The 15,533-nt window shown below is 58.0% G+C and carries 14 protein-coding genes; 12 read left to right on the top strand and 2 right to left on the bottom strand.

Annotated features, from left to right (window positions below; all coding sequences use genetic code 11):
* The first annotated feature begins 230 nt into the window (after positions 1-230).
* The 8 genes from xylB to BM357_RS19185 all read left to right on the top strand — a co-directional run bounded on the left by xylB (position 231) and on the right by BM357_RS19185 (position 10,035).
* On the top strand, positions 231-1,733 hold the full coding sequence (gene xylB, locus BM357_RS02895; protein WP_074949463.1) for a xylulokinase: 1,503 nt from the start codon (positions 231-233) through the stop codon (positions 1,731-1,733).
* Between the two features lie 115 nt (positions 1,734-1,848).
* Positions 1,849-3,006: a xylose isomerase gene (gene xylA / locus BM357_RS02890; RefSeq protein ID WP_074949461.1), complete on the top strand. Its 1,158-nt coding sequence runs from the start codon at positions 1,849-1,851 to the stop codon at positions 3,004-3,006.
* 91 nt (positions 3,007-3,097) lie between these two features.
* Entirely contained in the window at positions 3,098-4,441 is a 1,344-nt protein-coding gene (locus tag BM357_RS02885; protein ID WP_074949459.1) for an extracellular solute-binding protein, read from the top strand.
* 87 nt (positions 4,442-4,528) lie between these two features.
* Positions 4,529-5,419, top strand: coding sequence for a carbohydrate ABC transporter permease (locus BM357_RS02880; protein ID WP_074949707.1), 891 nt, complete (start codon positions 4,529-4,531; stop codon positions 5,417-5,419).
* A 4-nt stretch (positions 5,420-5,423) separates the two neighbouring features.
* Complete coding sequence (locus tag BM357_RS02875; protein ID WP_083430116.1) at positions 5,424-6,269, top strand: carbohydrate ABC transporter permease; 846 nt, start codon at positions 5,424-5,426, stop codon at positions 6,267-6,269.
* 43 nt (positions 6,270-6,312) lie between these two features.
* The gene (locus tag BM357_RS02870) at positions 6,313-8,664 is read left to right on the top strand and encodes a glycoside hydrolase family 3 N-terminal domain-containing protein (protein ID WP_074949457.1); all 2,352 of its coding nucleotides are present in this window, start codon (positions 6,313-6,315) and stop codon (positions 8,662-8,664) included.
* A gap of 129 nt (positions 8,665-8,793) precedes the next feature.
* Positions 8,794-9,807: an aldose 1-epimerase gene (locus BM357_RS02865; RefSeq protein WP_139234534.1), complete on the top strand. Its 1,014-nt coding sequence runs from the start codon at positions 8,794-8,796 to the stop codon at positions 9,805-9,807.
* Between the two features lie 27 nt (positions 9,808-9,834).
* A complete protein-coding gene (locus BM357_RS19185; RefSeq protein WP_139234533.1) occupies positions 9,835-10,035 on the top strand; it encodes a hypothetical protein in 201 nt (66 codons plus the stop codon).
* A 211-nt stretch (positions 10,036-10,246) separates the two neighbouring features.
* On the opposite strand, the gene BM357_RS02860 is transcribed toward BM357_RS19185, so the two are convergent.
* Positions 10,247-10,723, bottom strand: a complete 477-nt coding sequence (locus tag BM357_RS02860; RefSeq protein ID WP_175511423.1) for a GNAT family N-acetyltransferase — start codon at positions 10,721-10,723, stop codon at positions 10,247-10,249.
* Between the two features lie 667 nt (positions 10,724-11,390).
* On the opposite strand from BM357_RS02860, the gene BM357_RS20560 reads away from it, so the two are divergent.
* Both BM357_RS20560 and BM357_RS02855 read left to right on the top strand, forming a co-directional pair.
* Positions 11,391-11,567 (top strand): metallophosphoesterase family protein, encoded by a 177-nt coding sequence (locus BM357_RS20560; protein ID WP_342741590.1) that lies wholly within the window; start codon positions 11,391-11,393, stop codon positions 11,565-11,567.
* Positions 11,568-11,570: 3 nt separating this feature from the next.
* Positions 11,571-12,092: a metallophosphoesterase family protein gene (locus BM357_RS02855; protein WP_281245556.1), complete on the top strand. Its 522-nt coding sequence runs from the start codon at positions 11,571-11,573 to the stop codon at positions 12,090-12,092.
* Positions 12,093-12,495: 403 nt separating this feature from the next.
* On the opposite strand, the gene BM357_RS02850 is transcribed toward BM357_RS02855, so the two are convergent.
* Positions 12,496-13,353 carry a MurR/RpiR family transcriptional regulator gene (locus tag BM357_RS02850; RefSeq protein ID WP_074949453.1) on the bottom strand — a complete coding sequence of 286 codons (858 nt, stop codon included), beginning with the start codon at positions 13,351-13,353 and terminating at the stop codon, positions 12,496-12,498.
* Positions 13,354-13,657: 304 nt separating this feature from the next.
* Between BM357_RS02850 and BM357_RS02845 the strand changes: the two genes are divergently transcribed.
* Together BM357_RS02845 and BM357_RS02840 are read left to right on the top strand one after the other, a co-directional pair.
* Positions 13,658-14,572, top strand: a complete 915-nt coding sequence (locus BM357_RS02845) for a carbohydrate ABC transporter permease (protein WP_083430114.1) — start codon at positions 13,658-13,660, stop codon at positions 14,570-14,572.
* 15 nt (positions 14,573-14,587) lie between these two features.
* Positions 14,588-15,409, top strand: a complete 822-nt coding sequence (locus tag BM357_RS02840) for a carbohydrate ABC transporter permease (protein ID WP_074949451.1) — start codon at positions 14,588-14,590, stop codon at positions 15,407-15,409.
* The last annotated feature ends 124 nt before the right edge of the window (positions 15,410-15,533 follow it).

Genomic DNA, 15,533 nt, shown 5'->3' with positions numbered 1-15,533 from the left:
ATTCCGCAATCCTCAACGTAAAACGCCCAGGTATGCTTGTACTAGCGGTGGTTGAGCCGACTTGGCTATTGCGCTTTTGAAAGCGTTATACTACACTTAGTCTCAGAAATATTGGTTGAACCAATAAACTAAACCGGACAGAAGGCACCCGACATCCGGGCGGGGTACGGGGCGGATCGCCGCCGCATTCACAGCCACTTGCGGCACATGAGCGAAAGGGGGCGGGTGGCATGACGGTGACAACATCCGCCGTGATCGGCATTGACGTTGGCACGTCCGCCGTCAAGACGGTCGCGGTGGCGTACAACGGACGCGTGCTCGGTTCGGCTTCCGTGGGCTTCCCTCTGTCGTCGCCCCGTTCGGGTTGGGCGGAGCAGGACCCGGAGGACTGGTGGCAGGCGACCGTACAGGCCCTGCGTGATCTGTTGCAACGTCTGCAACGCGACGGGACGGCCCTGGACGTCACCGGCATCGCCTTGACCGGACAGATGCACGGTCTGGTCTTGCTGGATGCCGACGGCGCGGTCATCCGGCCGGCCATCCTGTGGTGCGACGTCCGGACGGCGGACGAAGCCCGGCAGTTGGAGCGGGAGATTGGGAAAGACGCGATCATCCGTTGGACACAAAACCCGCCACTCCCCAACTTCACGCTGACCAAACTGATGTGGGTGCGCTCGCACGAGCCGGAGGCGTACCGTCGCACGCAGGTGATTCTGAATCCGAAAGACTATGTTCGCTTCCGATTGACGGGCACCTTATGTGCCGAATACTCGGATGCTTCCGGCACATTGCTGCTCGACGTGGAGAAGCGCCGGTGGTCCAGCGAGCTGTGTAAAGCGGTCGGCGTCCCGGAAGCTTGGTTGCCGCCGCTCACGGAGTCCACCGACGTCGTGGGCCGGTTGACGGCGGAGGCGGCGGATGCCGTCGGGCTGCCGGCCGGGGTGCCCGTGGTGGCCGGGGCGGGCGATCAAGCAGCCGGCGCGGTCGGGCTGGGCGTGCATGACCCGGGGGTCGTGTCGGTCATATTCGGCACTTCCGGTGTCGTGCTCGCGCCGACCGATGTTCCGGTACGCGATGCCGCCGGATGTCTGCACACGTTCTGCCACGGTCTCCCGAATCGTTGGTTCGTCATGGGCGTGACGCAGTCCGCCGGCGGGTCTTTGCAGTGGTTGCGGGATCGACTGTTTCCGGACGAGTCGTACGACAGCCTGATGGAGCGCGCTGCAGGCGTTTCACCCGGCGCCGAGGGGTTGACGTTTCTCCCGTATCTGATGGGGGAACGAACGCCGCATTTGGACCCTTACGCACGCGGGGTGTGGATTGGAATGGATTGGCGTCACGGGCCGGGGCATTTGGCCCGATCCGTGATCGAGGGCGTGGCCTTCAGCCTGTACGACGCCTGGCGGGTCATGGAGACGCTGGGCGTGCCGGCCCGTGTCTTTCGCGTATCCGGCGGAGGGGCCAGGAGCGAGTTGTGGATGCGGATCTTTGCATCGGTGTTGGGGCGTTCTCTGGAGGTCGTGCATGCCTCGCACGGACCGGCCTTCGGTGCGGCAGTCCTGGCCGCACTGGGCACAGGCCAGACGATCGACGATGCGTGGTGGGGCGGCGGGACGTCGGTTTCTCCCGTGAAAGATTGGGAGACGGTTTACGCCAAGCGTCACGCATTGTATGCCGAGACGTATCGCCGTCTGCGCGACCTGTTTCCCGCACTCGCCGATGACGCGCCGTGATCCGCCGCAGGGGATCGGCGACAAGGACCGCGTGCCGCGACTCGCGGCCTGCATGCGGCGTCAGCAGGCGGCGACGCGCGTGATGCGGGTCCATATTCGAGAGGAGGTCTGAGGAATGAGCCGCTTTGTTCCGAAACCTGAAGATCACTTCACATTTGGTCTCTGGACGGTCGGCAACCGGGGGCGCGATCCGTTCGGTCATGAGGTTCGGCCGGCCGTGCCGCCGGTGCGCTTGGTGCAACTGCTGTCGGAGGTCGGCGCCTACGGGGTCAACTTCCACGACAACGACTTGATTCCCATCGATGCGACGCCGCAGGAACGCGACGCCATCGTCGCGGAATTCAAGCAGGCGGTGAATGACTGCAACATGCGGGTGCCGATGGTCACGGTCAATCTGTTCTCGGACCCGGTGTTCCGCGACGGCGCATTCACCTCGAATGTACGAAGCATCCGCGAGTACGCGTTGCGCAAGACGATTGAGTCCATCGATCTCGCGGCCGAACTCGGCGCCGAAATCTTCGTCCTGTGGGGCGGCCGCGAGGGGACGGAAGTGGACGCGTCCAAGGACCCCCGCGACGCGCTGAAGCGTTACCGCGAGTGCATCGACTTTCTCTGCGAATACGTGATTGACCATCAGTATCCGCTCAAGTTTGCGTTAGAGGCCAAACCGAACGAGCCGCGGGGCGACTTGTATCTCCCGACGACCGGCTCGATGCTGGCGTTCATTGAAACGCTTGCACACCCGGACATGGTCGGCGTGAACCCGGAATTCGCACATGAAACCATGGCCGGTTTGAACATGTACCATCAGGTGGCCCAGGCCCTGGAGGCCGGCAAACTCTTTCACATCGACCTGAATGACCAGAAAATCGGCCGCTTTGACCAGGACCTGCGGTTCGGGTCCGAGAGCCTCAAGGGCGCATTCTTCCTCGTCAAGCTGCTGGAAGACGCGGGGTGGCAAGGCATGCGCCACTTCGACGCGCACGCGTACCGAACGGAGGACGAGGAAGGCGTGAAGGCGTTCGCTGAAGGATGCATCCGGAACTACCTCATCCTGCGCGAGAAGGTGCACCAGTTCAACGAGGATCCGGAGATCCAGGCGATACTGCAAGAGCTTCGCGCGGAAGGAGGGGATGAGCCGCTGGTGTACTCGGCCGATGCTGCGGCAGCGTTGAAGGACCGCACGTTTGACCGCGTGTCACTCGGCGAGAAGGCCTATCCGTACGAAAAGCTGGATCAACTGGTCGTGGAGTTGTTGCTGGGCGTGCGTTGACAGCAGACCGCGGCGGTCGCGAACCACCGCCGCAACAACAGCCGAAGGTATCTGCACTCCGACCGACGGAGGATGCCAAGGAGGGGGTTCGATGCAGCACAGGTTGCGCAAGGCAGCGGCGGCAGCCATCACGCTGGGGGGGCTTGCTGCAGGGGTGGCCGGATGCGGGAACGGCGGGCAGACCGGGAACGCCGGCACGAGCGGGAACGGTACTGCGGCCGGACAGCAAAACATCACGCTCTGGGACATTCAGACGGGTGATCTGCAGAAAGCGATCCAGAGCATGGTGGACGATTTCAACCAATCGCAGTCCAACATTCATGCGACGGTACAATTCTTCGAGAACGACCCGTACAAGCAGAAGCTGCAAGTCGCGATGGGGTCGCACAGCGCGCCCGATATCTTCTTCGGTTGGGGCGGCGGAATCCTGAAGTCCTACATCGATGCGAGAGACGTCTACGACTTGACCGACGCTCTGAACAAGGACCCGCAGTGGAAAAACAAGTTTCTGCCGTCCGTCATGAGCGCCGTGACGTTTGACGGTCACATTTACGGAATCCCCAACAACTACGTGCAACCGGTGTTCTTCTTCTACAACAAGAAGCTCTTCGACCAGTACGGGTTACAACCGCCGAAGACCTGGGATGATCTGCTCCACTGCGTTCAGGTGTTGAAGCAGCACGGGGTGATCCCGATCGCGCTCGCTGGCAAGGACAAGTGGCCGGATCTGATGTATGAGGAGTACCTCGTGGATCGGATCGGCGGGCCGCAGGTGTTCGACAATATCGTCGCTGGCAAGCCCGATGCGTGGTCTGATCCTGCCGTGCTGAAGGCCAACGAGATGATCCAGCAACTCGTCGACATGGGGGCCTTTGAGCCTGGCTACGCGTCCGTCGGCTATGGCGACGGTGAAGCGACAGCGCTCGTCTATACGGACAAGGCCGCGATGCAACTGATGGGGAGCTGGGATTTCTCCAGCGTGCTCACCAACGCGAAGTCCATGGTCGACAACGGGCAGTTGGGCTGGTTCCCGTTCCCGTCCGTGCCCAGCGGTGCCGGAAATCCAGCCGACGTAGCGGGCAATCCGTCGAACTTCTATTCCATCTCGATGGACTCCAAGAACAAGGATGCGGCGCTGACTTTCCTGCACGACGCCGTTCTGTCTGACAACACGGTCAAACGGCTGATTGATCTGGGGCAGGTTCCGCCGGTTCAGGGGATTGAAGACCAGCTCAAGCAAGCCAAGTACGGGGACTACATGACGTTCCAGTACGATCTGGTGAAGAACGCGCCGCACTTCCAGCTTTCGTGGGACCAGGCGTTGCCGCCGGCAGAGGCGCAGCAATTGTTGACGGACCTCGACAAAGTGTTCCTGAAGCAAATGACGCCGCAACAGTTCTCGGACGATATGAACAAATACCTGCAGAAGCAGTGAGAACGACGGGGGCTGGCCATGCAGCCCCCGCTGCCCGCCCCTGAACTGCTGTTCGGGGGCGGGCGGCGCGCAGGGAGTGACGAATCGATGGAGAGGCGCACACCTTGGCCGCGAACGGTGATGATGTTACCCACGCTCGTGTTTTTTGCGGCTTTCGTCGTCATCCCGATGGCAATGGCTGTCTATTACAGTTTCTTGCGTTGGAATGGCATCGGGCAGCCGCAGTGGACCGGCGGTGCGAATTGGGCCATGGTCTTTCATGATCCGCAGGCACTGCACGCGATGTGGTTGACGCTGGCGATCACGGTGCTGTCGTGGGTCATTCAGACGCCGTTGAGTCTCTGGATTGGTGTCTTCCTCGCCGGCAGGCAACGCTACAAGAATGTGTTCGGGATCTTGTACTTCACGCCGCTGCTGTTTTCTGCTGCCGCCATCGGTATCACGTGGTCGTACATCTTGAACCCGAATTTTGGCCTGGTCCTGAGTTTGCTCAAGGCACTGGGCTTCCCGGCGGACTCCGCCAACATCCTCGGCAATCCACGCTGGGCGCTTTTCACGGTCGCCTGCGTCGTGTCCTGGCAGTTCATTCCGTTTCATTCCTTGCTCTATCAGTCGGGTTCCCGGCAGATTCCGGAGACGCTTTACGAGGCTGCGAAAATCGACGGGGCGGGTCCGTGGCGGATGTTCTTCTCCATTACCTTGCCTCAACTGAAATACACGGTGATTACATCGACGGTGCTCATCCTGACGGGGTCGTTGACGTATTTCGATCTCATCTACGTCTTGACCGGCGGCGGACCCGGTGATGCCACGAACGTTCTCGCCATGGACATGTACAAGCAAGCATTTGTGAACCAAAACGTCGGTTACGGCAGCGTGTTGGCCGTCATCTTGGCCGTGGTCGGTGTGGGGCTGTCCCTGGTGATGTTGCGGTTGACCGGCTACAACCGCATGGACAGCCAGTTGGAGGGGGTGTGAGCGGATGCCGGGCATGACACGTGCAACAGCGGCTCAGTCCGTTTGGCGATGGATCGGCATCATCGCCGGGGTCGTGTGGTTGTTCATCGCGTTTTACCCCATCCTGTACATCCTCTTGACGAGCCTTCGCTCGCAACAGGGCTTCTTGATGGGCAATCCCTGGCTGCCAACGCAGACCCCGACACTGTCCAATTACGCGACGGTGTGGAACGCCGGGTTTGCGCGCTACTTCTTGAACAGCGTGATCGTCTCCGTGATCACCGTTCTCCTGATTCTCGTGTGTGCGCTTCCCTTTGCGTATGCCGTCGTGCGTACGCGGCGGCTGTGGGTCCAGGGACTGTTCAACGTTCTGTTGGTGGGACTGGCTCTCCCCATTCAGGCGGCCATCATTCCCGTCTATATTCTGGTGTCGAAGTTCCACCTGTACGATACCTTGGCCGGACTGATCTTGCCTGGAGTCGCGTTCGGACTGCCCCTCACCGTCCTCATCTTGGTGAACTTTGTGCGGGACATTCCCAAAGACCTGTACGAGGCCATGGCCATCGAAGGGGCGGGGGACCGGGCGGTTCTGCTGCGGCTCGTGCTGCCGTTGTCGAAGCCGGCCCTTTTGTCGGTTGGGATCTACAACTTTGTGCAGTCGTGGAATAATTTCCTTTTCCCGCTCGTTTTGACGCAACAAGATTCGGTACGCGTGTTGCCGCTGGCGCTGGTGAATTTCCGGGGTCAATACACCATCAACGTACCTGTCATCATGGCAGCTGTCACGCTTTCTGCGCTGCCACTGATTCTCGCCTACGTGTTTGGCCGGAGATATCTGCTGCAAGGCATGCTGGCTGGATTCAGCAAGTGAATCGTGTTCGGGACAGTGAGAAAGACAGGCAGGAGGGTCCGACATGACGGAAACGTACCGGGATGCCTATCGGCCGGAGCATGAGCGGGTTGCGGATTTGCTTCCACGGATGAGCTTGGAGGAGAAGGTGGCACAACTCTCCTCCATTTGGGCTTACGAGGTGCTCGCGAACGGCGGATTTGACGAGCAACGCGCTGCTCACGTGTTGTCTGACGGCATTGGCCAGGTCACGCGTATCGCTGGGGCTACCAACTTGCCACCCAGGGGAGTCGCGCAGTTCGCCAACGCGTTGCAGAGGTATCTCATTACCCGGACTCGCCTCGGTATCCCGGCCATCGTCCATGAGGAATCGTGCAGTGGCTTCATGGCGCGGGGGGCGACCTGTTTTCCGCAAGCGATTGGATTGGCGAGCACGTGGGACAGACACCTGATTCAGCGTATCGCTGAGGTGATTCGAACGCAAATTCGTGCTGCCGGCGGGCACCAGGCGCTGGCACCGCTGCTGGATGTCACGCGTGACCCCCGCTGGGGGCGTGTCGAAGAGACATTCGGGGAGGACCCTCAGCTCGTGGCAGAGCTCGGGATCGCCTATATCAAGGGTCTGCAAGGGGAGGATGGGGCCAGGGGTGTCCTGGCGACGGGCAAGCATTTCGTGGGTTACGGTGCGTCAGAAGGTGGAATGAACTGGGCACCGGCACATCTCCCCGAGCGTGAATTGCGCGAGGTCTACATGTATCCCTTCGAAGCAGCCATCAAGGAAGCCCGGCTCGCTGCCATCATGCCCGGGTATCACGAGTTGGACGGCGTCCCGTGTCATTGGTCCAGTGAGTTGCTGCAAAGAACGCTCCGGGAACGCTGGGGATTTGACGGCATTGTGGTCTCCGATTACTTCGCGGTCAATCAGCTCTTCGAATATCATCGCGTGGCTCAAAGCAAGGTGGATGCGGCGGTGTTTGCCGTACAGGCCGGTGTGGACGTGGAGTTGCCGAGCCGAGACGTGTATGGAGGCCCGCTTCTGGAAGCCGTGCGTGCGGGACGCATTCGCATGGAAGAAATCGATGCGCTGGTCACGCGCATTCTGCTCGCCAAGTTCCGGCTCGGATTATTTGAACATCCATATGTGGACGTCGAGCAGATCGAGATGGTCTTTGACAATGCCGAACAGCGTGCGCTGGCCCGCGAGGCAGCTCGGAAGTCGTTGGTGCTTCTGAAAAATGAAGATGACCTGCTTCCCCTTCGGAAGGACCTCCGGGTGGCCGTCATCGGACCCAACGCGGACAGCACACGCAATCTCGTCGGCGACTACGCGTATCCGTGCCACATCGAGTCCCTTGTCGAAATGCGCCGGCAAGCCAATGTCTTTGACACGCCGCTTCCTGAGGACGTCGAGGCGGTGGAGCAGTTTGTGCCCATGCGATCCATCCTGTCAGCGATGCGAGAGCGGCTTGGAGCGGACCGGATTGTCTATGCCGAGGGGTGTGACATTCTGGGTCAGCGTGCCGACTTCGAAGCTGCGACGGACGCTGCCCGCCGGGCGGATGTGGCCGTCGTGGTGGTGGGAGATCGGGCCGGCGTTACGGACGAATGCACGACGGGTGAAGCGAGGGATCGGGCAACCCTGGGATTGCTCGGGCACCAGGAAGCGTTGGTGCGCGCTGTCGTGGAAACCGGCACTCCGACCGTCGTCGTGGTCGTCAGCGGACGGCCGCTGGCCTTACCTTGGATTGCACAGCACGTTCCCGGCGTGCTCATGGCGTGGCTGCCCGGAGAAGAAGGGGCCGATGCCGTCGCCGACGTCCTCTTTGGGGACGCGGTGCCTGGCGGCAAACTGCCCATCAGCATGCCACGTTCGGTCGGACAGTTGCCCGTCTACTACCGTCACAAGCCGTCCGGAGGCCGGTCACATTGGAAGGGCAACTACGTCGACGAGCTGACCACTCCGCTGTATCCCTTTGGCCACGGTCTGTCCTATACGAAATTCGTTTATACCGATCTCGCCATTGCGCCGGAGGAGATCGAAGTCCACGGGACAGTACAGATTTCCTGTGTGATTGAAAACGCCGGGCGCTATCCCGGCGACGAGGTCGTGCAACTGTACATCCGCGACGGGGAGGCCAGCGTGACCAGACCGGTCAAGGAGCTGAAGGGATTCGCGCGGGTTTCTCTGGCCCCCGGCGAGCGGGCGCGGGTGACGTTCCGTCTATCGGCGCATCAGTTGGCCTTCTACGACCGGGACTTACGCTTTGTGGTAGAGCCGGGCACCATTCAGGTGTTGGTGGGCAGTTCGTCGGAGGACATTCGACTCACCGGAGCATTTCGCATTCATGGCAGCATTGCCGATGTGGAGCGTGAGAAAGTCTTCTCCACACCGGTTACGATCACGCGATTGGATTGAGGCCCATTCCACCGGACCGGGAGGTCCGGTCGGGAGGCGGTTGGGAGACCGGTTGGCAGGCCGGTTGAATGGAGTCTTCGCTTTCATCATCATGGTCTTCCTGAGCACAGTCATCGAGGAGCGAGGATGATGGCCAATGTGGAAGAGTGCGGATATCTTGGCCTGCGTGCCATTCGTCTGACAGCAGGATCCTATCAGGCCGTCGTGCTCCCGGACATAGGAGCCAATTTGATCTCTTTCCGGGACATCGACCGGGGGCTTTCCTTTCTCAGGGAACCCACTCCGGACGAGATGCCTGTTTTTCTGACAACACCAACCACGTGGGGAATTCCTGTGCTGTTTCCCCCAAACCGCATAGAAGACGGGACGTTCACCATAGGAAACATGACCTATCATTTTCCAATCAACGAGGAGTCGCGTCAAAATCACCTGCACGGTTTCCTGCACAATACCCCCTGGACGGTGGAAGACAGCGGACGGCTCGAGGGAGAAGCATTTGTGCGATTGGCCGTGCATGTCGACGAAACACATCCAGCCTATCAGATCTTTCCGCATCCGTTTCAATTTACGCTGGAGTATCGCGTGACCTGTACGGGGCTTCGGCAAACGGCCGACGTGGTGAACCTCGGACACTGGCCCATGCCCTTCATGCTGGGTTTCCACACCGCAATTCGGATACCGTTTTCTCCGTTGAGCACGGAACGGGATTACGTGTTTACGGCAACCATCGGACGACGTTGGGAGCTGAACCACCGGATGCTTCCTACGGGAGCCTGTCAGACGTTGAATGGAGGTGAAGCTCGTATTTCGGGGGAGGGAATCTATCCATTCTTTGAACCGATGGACAACCACTACACAGCGTCCCCGCAAAACGGAAGGAACTACGTGACCGTGACGGATAAGCGATTCAACCTGCGCCTGGTATACGATGCAGGTCTCCGGTATCGCCACTGGATGATCTGGAACAACAACGCGGAAGGGCGGTTTTTTTGCCCTGAACCGCAAACGAACCTGGTCAATGCGCCGAACGCACCGGTTCCTCCCGATGCATCGGGGCTGCTGATGTTGAGCCCGGGGGAACGATGGACGGAAACGAGCATCCTGTATGTGGAAGATGTAGAGGGACCGGTCCTGTCACGATGATCCGATCAGGTTCAGGATGTGGAACAGGTGGATGACACTGATGGGGATGACCAACAGGTTCTTGATGGCCAACACGACCGCGGTCCGGACCCTGGACACATCGTCGACATGCCACGTCTGTGTGTGGTTCTTGCAGTGCTCAATCACGGCAACAACGATGGATTTTCTCACCAACAGGCCAAAGAGGAGGACGTTGATGAGCGCAAACGCGATCGCGAAGCCAATTAACCCATAGGCGACCGTCTTCCACTGTAGTTGTTGGAGGTGAACCGAATCGAATTCAACGACAAGCCTCTGGTGGGTTGCTGGCAGGCAGGAGGATACGCCGACGGCGCATATCTGGGCACCTGACTATCATCGTCGGGTCACCCACGTGACGTTCATGCAATCCCGAACTCATACAGCTCATCGAACCCGTTTGCTTTGGTTCAAAACGGCCTCATATGGACTTCGCCATCGTCCAGACAATCAACTGTACATCCGGACTCTTGACCACGGTCTGCTCGTCGATTTTCCGATAACCCATGGATTCATATAAGTAAACATTTCGCGGAACCGACGCTCGAACGGTGCAATGGATCTCACGAACCCCACGTTTCTGTGCGAAATCCTCCATCCACGCGAGCGCCATCCGGGCGTAGCCCCGGCCTTGATGTGCGGAACGGACGCCGAGGCGTGAGAAGTAGAGATGATCCGTGAGTGTAAAACGCACGGAAAGGACCGGTGTCTCCCCGTCAAGAAGGCCGAGAACGGCCATGAATGTTCCATTCGTCAATGCCTTTTCAATCTGTTCGGGCGTTTCGTCAAAAGCGCTGGATGAACCCGCCACGTGTCGATATTCTTCCCAGGCGTCCTGAGTGATCGCGTGGATGAGTTCGGCCTCTGACGGGGTGGCCAACCGAAAGGTCAGTGTCACCAGACGCTCTCCTTCATGGTGGTTTCCTTTGCCTTGAACTCAGTTTAGTACGAAAGTAAAGCACGCGGCAACGAAGATCGGATGCCGCCTTACTGGCGAAAGGCGTTTTTGCACACGGCTTCTGTACCATGCATAACAGGAACTGGATCAGACGTCTCCATTAATTCGAGTTGGACGATGCGGAGGTGAAGTGGCGGAGATGATGGTTGAAGGCATCTCCATCATTCAAGAAAGCGATTTAGCAGTTGTCCCTCAAGTCGACCATTCGATTGTGCGAATTTCTCGGTCATGGTGCTCGGTATCAACGACTTGCCGGAAAGCGGACGAAATCTCCAGACGGTCTAGGAAAACGTGGAGCCTGCTCCATATACCTTGCGAGTACGGCGCATTTGCACTCTAAGTCGCCACAAGGTGCCGGCGACCGTCTATATCGTTAAATAATTCTGGGTTATATTACGAAATAGGAGCGCTACCCGTTGGTTGCCGCACGAGGTGATATCTGGCGGAGTGATCACAGCGATACAGAACGATTGAGAGCGTTCGGTCGTAGGGACTGTAGGGACTCTAAATTCATGGGAGAATCGCCCCATGAACTGAGTTGCGACTCAGGATCTCCTGTGTGAAAAGTTATCGCAGATATTTTGAAGTGAATAGGTAGGTGCAACCCATGTGGAAAGTGGCGGCCATCTATGACATCCATGGAAACTTACCAGCGCTCGAAGCGGTACTTAGCGAAATTGAACGAGAACATGTTGACTGTATTGTTGTTGGCGGTGACGTGGCATGGGGACCCGATCCGGTTGGTGTGCTCACTTGTCTTATGAATTTATCGGGGGATGTTTGATTTATTCGGGGCAATACAGATCGTTATGTGGCCGAGAGATACGGTGTCGTGGAAGGGCTTGATCCATGGGATGCAAAAATCAACCGGTGGTGCGCTGATGAGATTGACGACACACAGCGTGAGTTTATAAAAAATTTTTCTGATAGCATATCTATTGAAATTTACGGATTGGGGCCAACGCTGTTCGTTCATGGTTCACCAAGGAGAGACGACGGGGCCATTCGTCAAGACACACCGGAATTGGAGCTTGTTCCGATGCTCGAGGGTGTTGTGGAGGATTTGGTTGTTTGCGGGCACACCCATGTTCAGTTTGACCGTACGGTTTGTGGCAAACGTATTGTGAATCCGGGGAGTGTCGGGTTGCAGATTGGTGCCCGAGGAGCGTGTTGGGCACTGCTTGGACCTGATGTGCGCCTGCGCCAGACGATGTATGACTTTGAGGAAGCAGCAGAACGCATCCGTCAGACTGGTGCGCCGAATGCTGAACAGTTTGCTCAGCACATACTGATGCCACCAATCAAGTAGCCGTGATGAGAGAAATGGGAAAGAACTCCTTGGAGAACGACCGGCACATGAAATGGGCAAATGTAGTTCCTTCAACCGTCCCGGGTGAGGTGGAGGTCGAATGAGGACATCGTAAAATATGGTTTCAAGACGGGGGCTGATGTCGGTTCAAGAATGGTGCCTTGACAAATTGATGGCCGAGCAAGTTCTGTATGACAGGTCGCATGATATGCGGGAGCCTGTTCATCACATGACCGTCAAAAGGGAGAGAAGAATACCGATATAGTAACCTCCGCCGAGAGAATACTGAGTTTGGTTAGTCTAGAAGGTTTGTAGGAATAGAGGCTGGGTGCTCCTTCCTACATGATGTCGTCCAGAGCCGCGGGCAACCCACAACCTACCGCGGGGAGATGTCCGCCTGGCGCTACTCCCCGAGTTTGTGGCTTTGGACCACTCGCCGGGTCGCATCCAGGGTTTCGTAAACTGTTTTGTCTTGGCTGGCGAGGTAGATGAACAACGCGTCGACAATGACGAGCGCGGCCACGCGCGACGCAGTCGCAGCCACCCGAACCTGCGGTTCCACGGCACTCACATACAGCCGAATGGTCGCAAGACGGCTGAGGGGGGAGTCACTGAACCGCGTGATGGCAATCACGTGGGCGTTGTTCCTCTTTGCGATGTCCGCGACCTCATAGACCTCGGAGGTCGTTCCAGAGTAGGAAACCGCCACGAGCACGTCCTCGGGTTCGAGTTGGGTTGCGATGACCGCCCCCTGGTGAAAATCGCTCGCATGGTACACAGGAAAGCCGATGCGGAGCAGCTTCTGCGCAAAATCTTCCGCGACGATGGCGGAGGCACCCACGCCAAACGTCAATGTCCTCTTTGCGTTCCGGAGCACCGACACCGCTTCTTGGACGTCCGCTTTCTTTAACAACCGGAGCGTATTTTGAATCGACTTCTGGTTGCTTTCCTCCACGGACCGGAGAATGTCCCCGAATGAGCTTCCAAACTGAAGTTCCGTATATTGCCCGTTGATGTCGGATTGAAGGTCACTCGCCACCCGGAGTTTGAAGTCTTGGTAGCTGTCGAATCCGAGCGATCGCCATAACCGAACGACGGCTGCCGGACTGCCGCCACTGCGTTCCGCCAACTCCTTTACGGTCAAATGCACGAACTCTGCGGGATGTTGGAGGATGTAATTCCCGATTCTCGCTTCCGAATCTGACAGTTCGGCGATGACTTCGCGCAGGCGCACCAGCCCGCCGCCAGGCATGTATGTCATGTACCGCACCCTTTCCAGAACGAGGGATTCGATAATTTTTTTCGCGTTTTAAACATAGTATATGAAACGAAGAATTTCGCCAACCGCCGGCTTCCAGACCCGTGAGACGTACAAGTTCTCGTCATACCATGGAATAGCGCAACACGGGTAAAAATTTTTTTCATATTAACTCGGATCTATATCGAAAATACATGTCGATCATGATACAATCGTCTTAACTGAGGGATGGTTTCATCGAGTCGTATTTCGGCGCACGCAGTAACCGTTTTCAGGCTCGAGTTGTTGTGGACGGGAGTGGTGGCGGGTGAAGCGGCGTAACCGGCTGGTCATGATTGGGTTCCTCGGCCCGGCGGTTATCCTGTATGTCACATTCATCGTCTACCCCTTTTTATCCAGTCTGCGATACAGCTTGTACAACTGGAACGGGGTAGGCCCCTTAACCAATTTCATTGGTCTGAAGAACTTTTCGTATATCCTGTTTTCTCGCGACTTCTCACCCCAGTTTTGGAACGCGGTGGTCCACAATCTCTATTTCTTCGTGCTGTCCATGGTTCTCACGACCATCGCGGGTCTGGGGCTCGCTTACGTACTGATGTCCATTCATGAACGCCCATCGCGTTGGTTTCAGGTGATCTATTTTATTCCAATGGTCGTGCCGCCCATCGTGATCGCCTATTTGTGGAGCATGTACCTGGAACCGAACTTCGGAGCGATTCCCACCATCCTCAGGGCCTTGCACCTAAACGCTTTGGATGTCCCGTACTTGGGCAGTCACGCCTTGGCGTTGCCGACCATCGCGGTGATCAGCGCGTGGGCGGGCATGGGATTCCCCATCCTAATCTTCTTGGCAGCATTCATCAGCGTGCCGGAAGAGTTGTTTGACGCCGCCAAGGTCGATGGCGCCGGGCGGTGGCGCACCTTCTTCTCCGTGGTGTTCCCCGTCATTCGGCCGACATTTCTCTCCGTGATGACACTGAATTTCGTCGGCGCATTCGGGACGTTTGACTACATCTACATCATGGAAGGCACACAAGCGGGACCGGACTACGCCACGGATGTGCTCGGTACCCTGTTCTACCGGACCGCCTTCGGGGGGTTTGGGACCACCGCGCAAGGGGTGGGTTTGGCGACAGCGCTGGCGGTGCTGGGTTTCCTCATCGTGATGATCGCTTCCGCGATCCTCGTGTTTCTGCAAAAGCGTGCAGCGGTCAACCTGTAAGAAGAAGGGATATGGATGCAGGCAAAGCGGCCATGGATTCAGTACGTCATACTCGTCATCTACGCACTCATCGTCATTCTTCCACTGCTCAACCTGGTCTTCCTCTCATTCAAAGATTTGGCGGGCATCGCGCAGCATCCGTTCGGTCCGCCCGCCACATGGCACTGGTCCAATTACGCGCAGGCCTGGACGGACGGGAACCTGCTCACGTACCTGGTCAATACGGCGATTGTATCCGTGTTGTCCGTGTTCATCATCCTCCTGTTTTCATCGGCGGCGGCGTACGTCCTTGCCCGTTTTGAGTTTCGCGGCAACCAACTCATTTATCTCACGTTCCTGGCTGGGCTTGCGTTGCCGATTCAGATGATTGCGATCCCGCTGTTCATCTTGATGAAGCATTTGAATCTGTTGGATCACCTGCTTTCCGTGGTCTTGGTCTATTCAGCGAGCGGACTGTCCTTCAGCGTGTTTCTGCTGGTCAATTTCATTCGCAGCGTTCCGAGGGATTTGGAAGAGGCCGCCTTTCTGGATGGCGCCAATCACTGGCAGGTATACATCCGCGTGATCCTGCCCTTGATTCGCCCATCGCTCACCACGGTGGGACTGCTCAACTTCATTCACTCGTGGAACGGCTTCTTCTTCCCGCTGATCCTTCTGTCCAACCCTGAACACATGACCGTGGCCGTCGGGGTCCTGTCTTTCATCGGGGAATACGCGACACAGTGGAATCTCCTGCTCCCCGCACTGGTGATTGTCATGTTGCCGACGATCATCGTCTTTGTCATCGCTTCCCGACAGTTCATTCGAAACATGACTGCCGGTGCGATAAAAATTTGAGGCCGCCGACCGTGGTGGAGGACGGAACACCGGGGTGGAGGGCGGACATGGCTTTCAAACCGCGGGGCCACCGCTCTCCGTGTTGCGGCTACGGGAGGTGAGGGGCTTGTAACCGGATGGTCAT

It is taken from the genome of Paenalicyclobacillus macrosporangiidus (assembly GCF_900116805.1).
Lineage (GTDB): Bacteria > Bacillota > Bacilli > Alicyclobacillales > Alicyclobacillaceae > Alicyclobacillus_H > Alicyclobacillus_H macrosporangiidus.
This window is presented reverse-complemented; position numbering and strand designations above follow the sequence as displayed.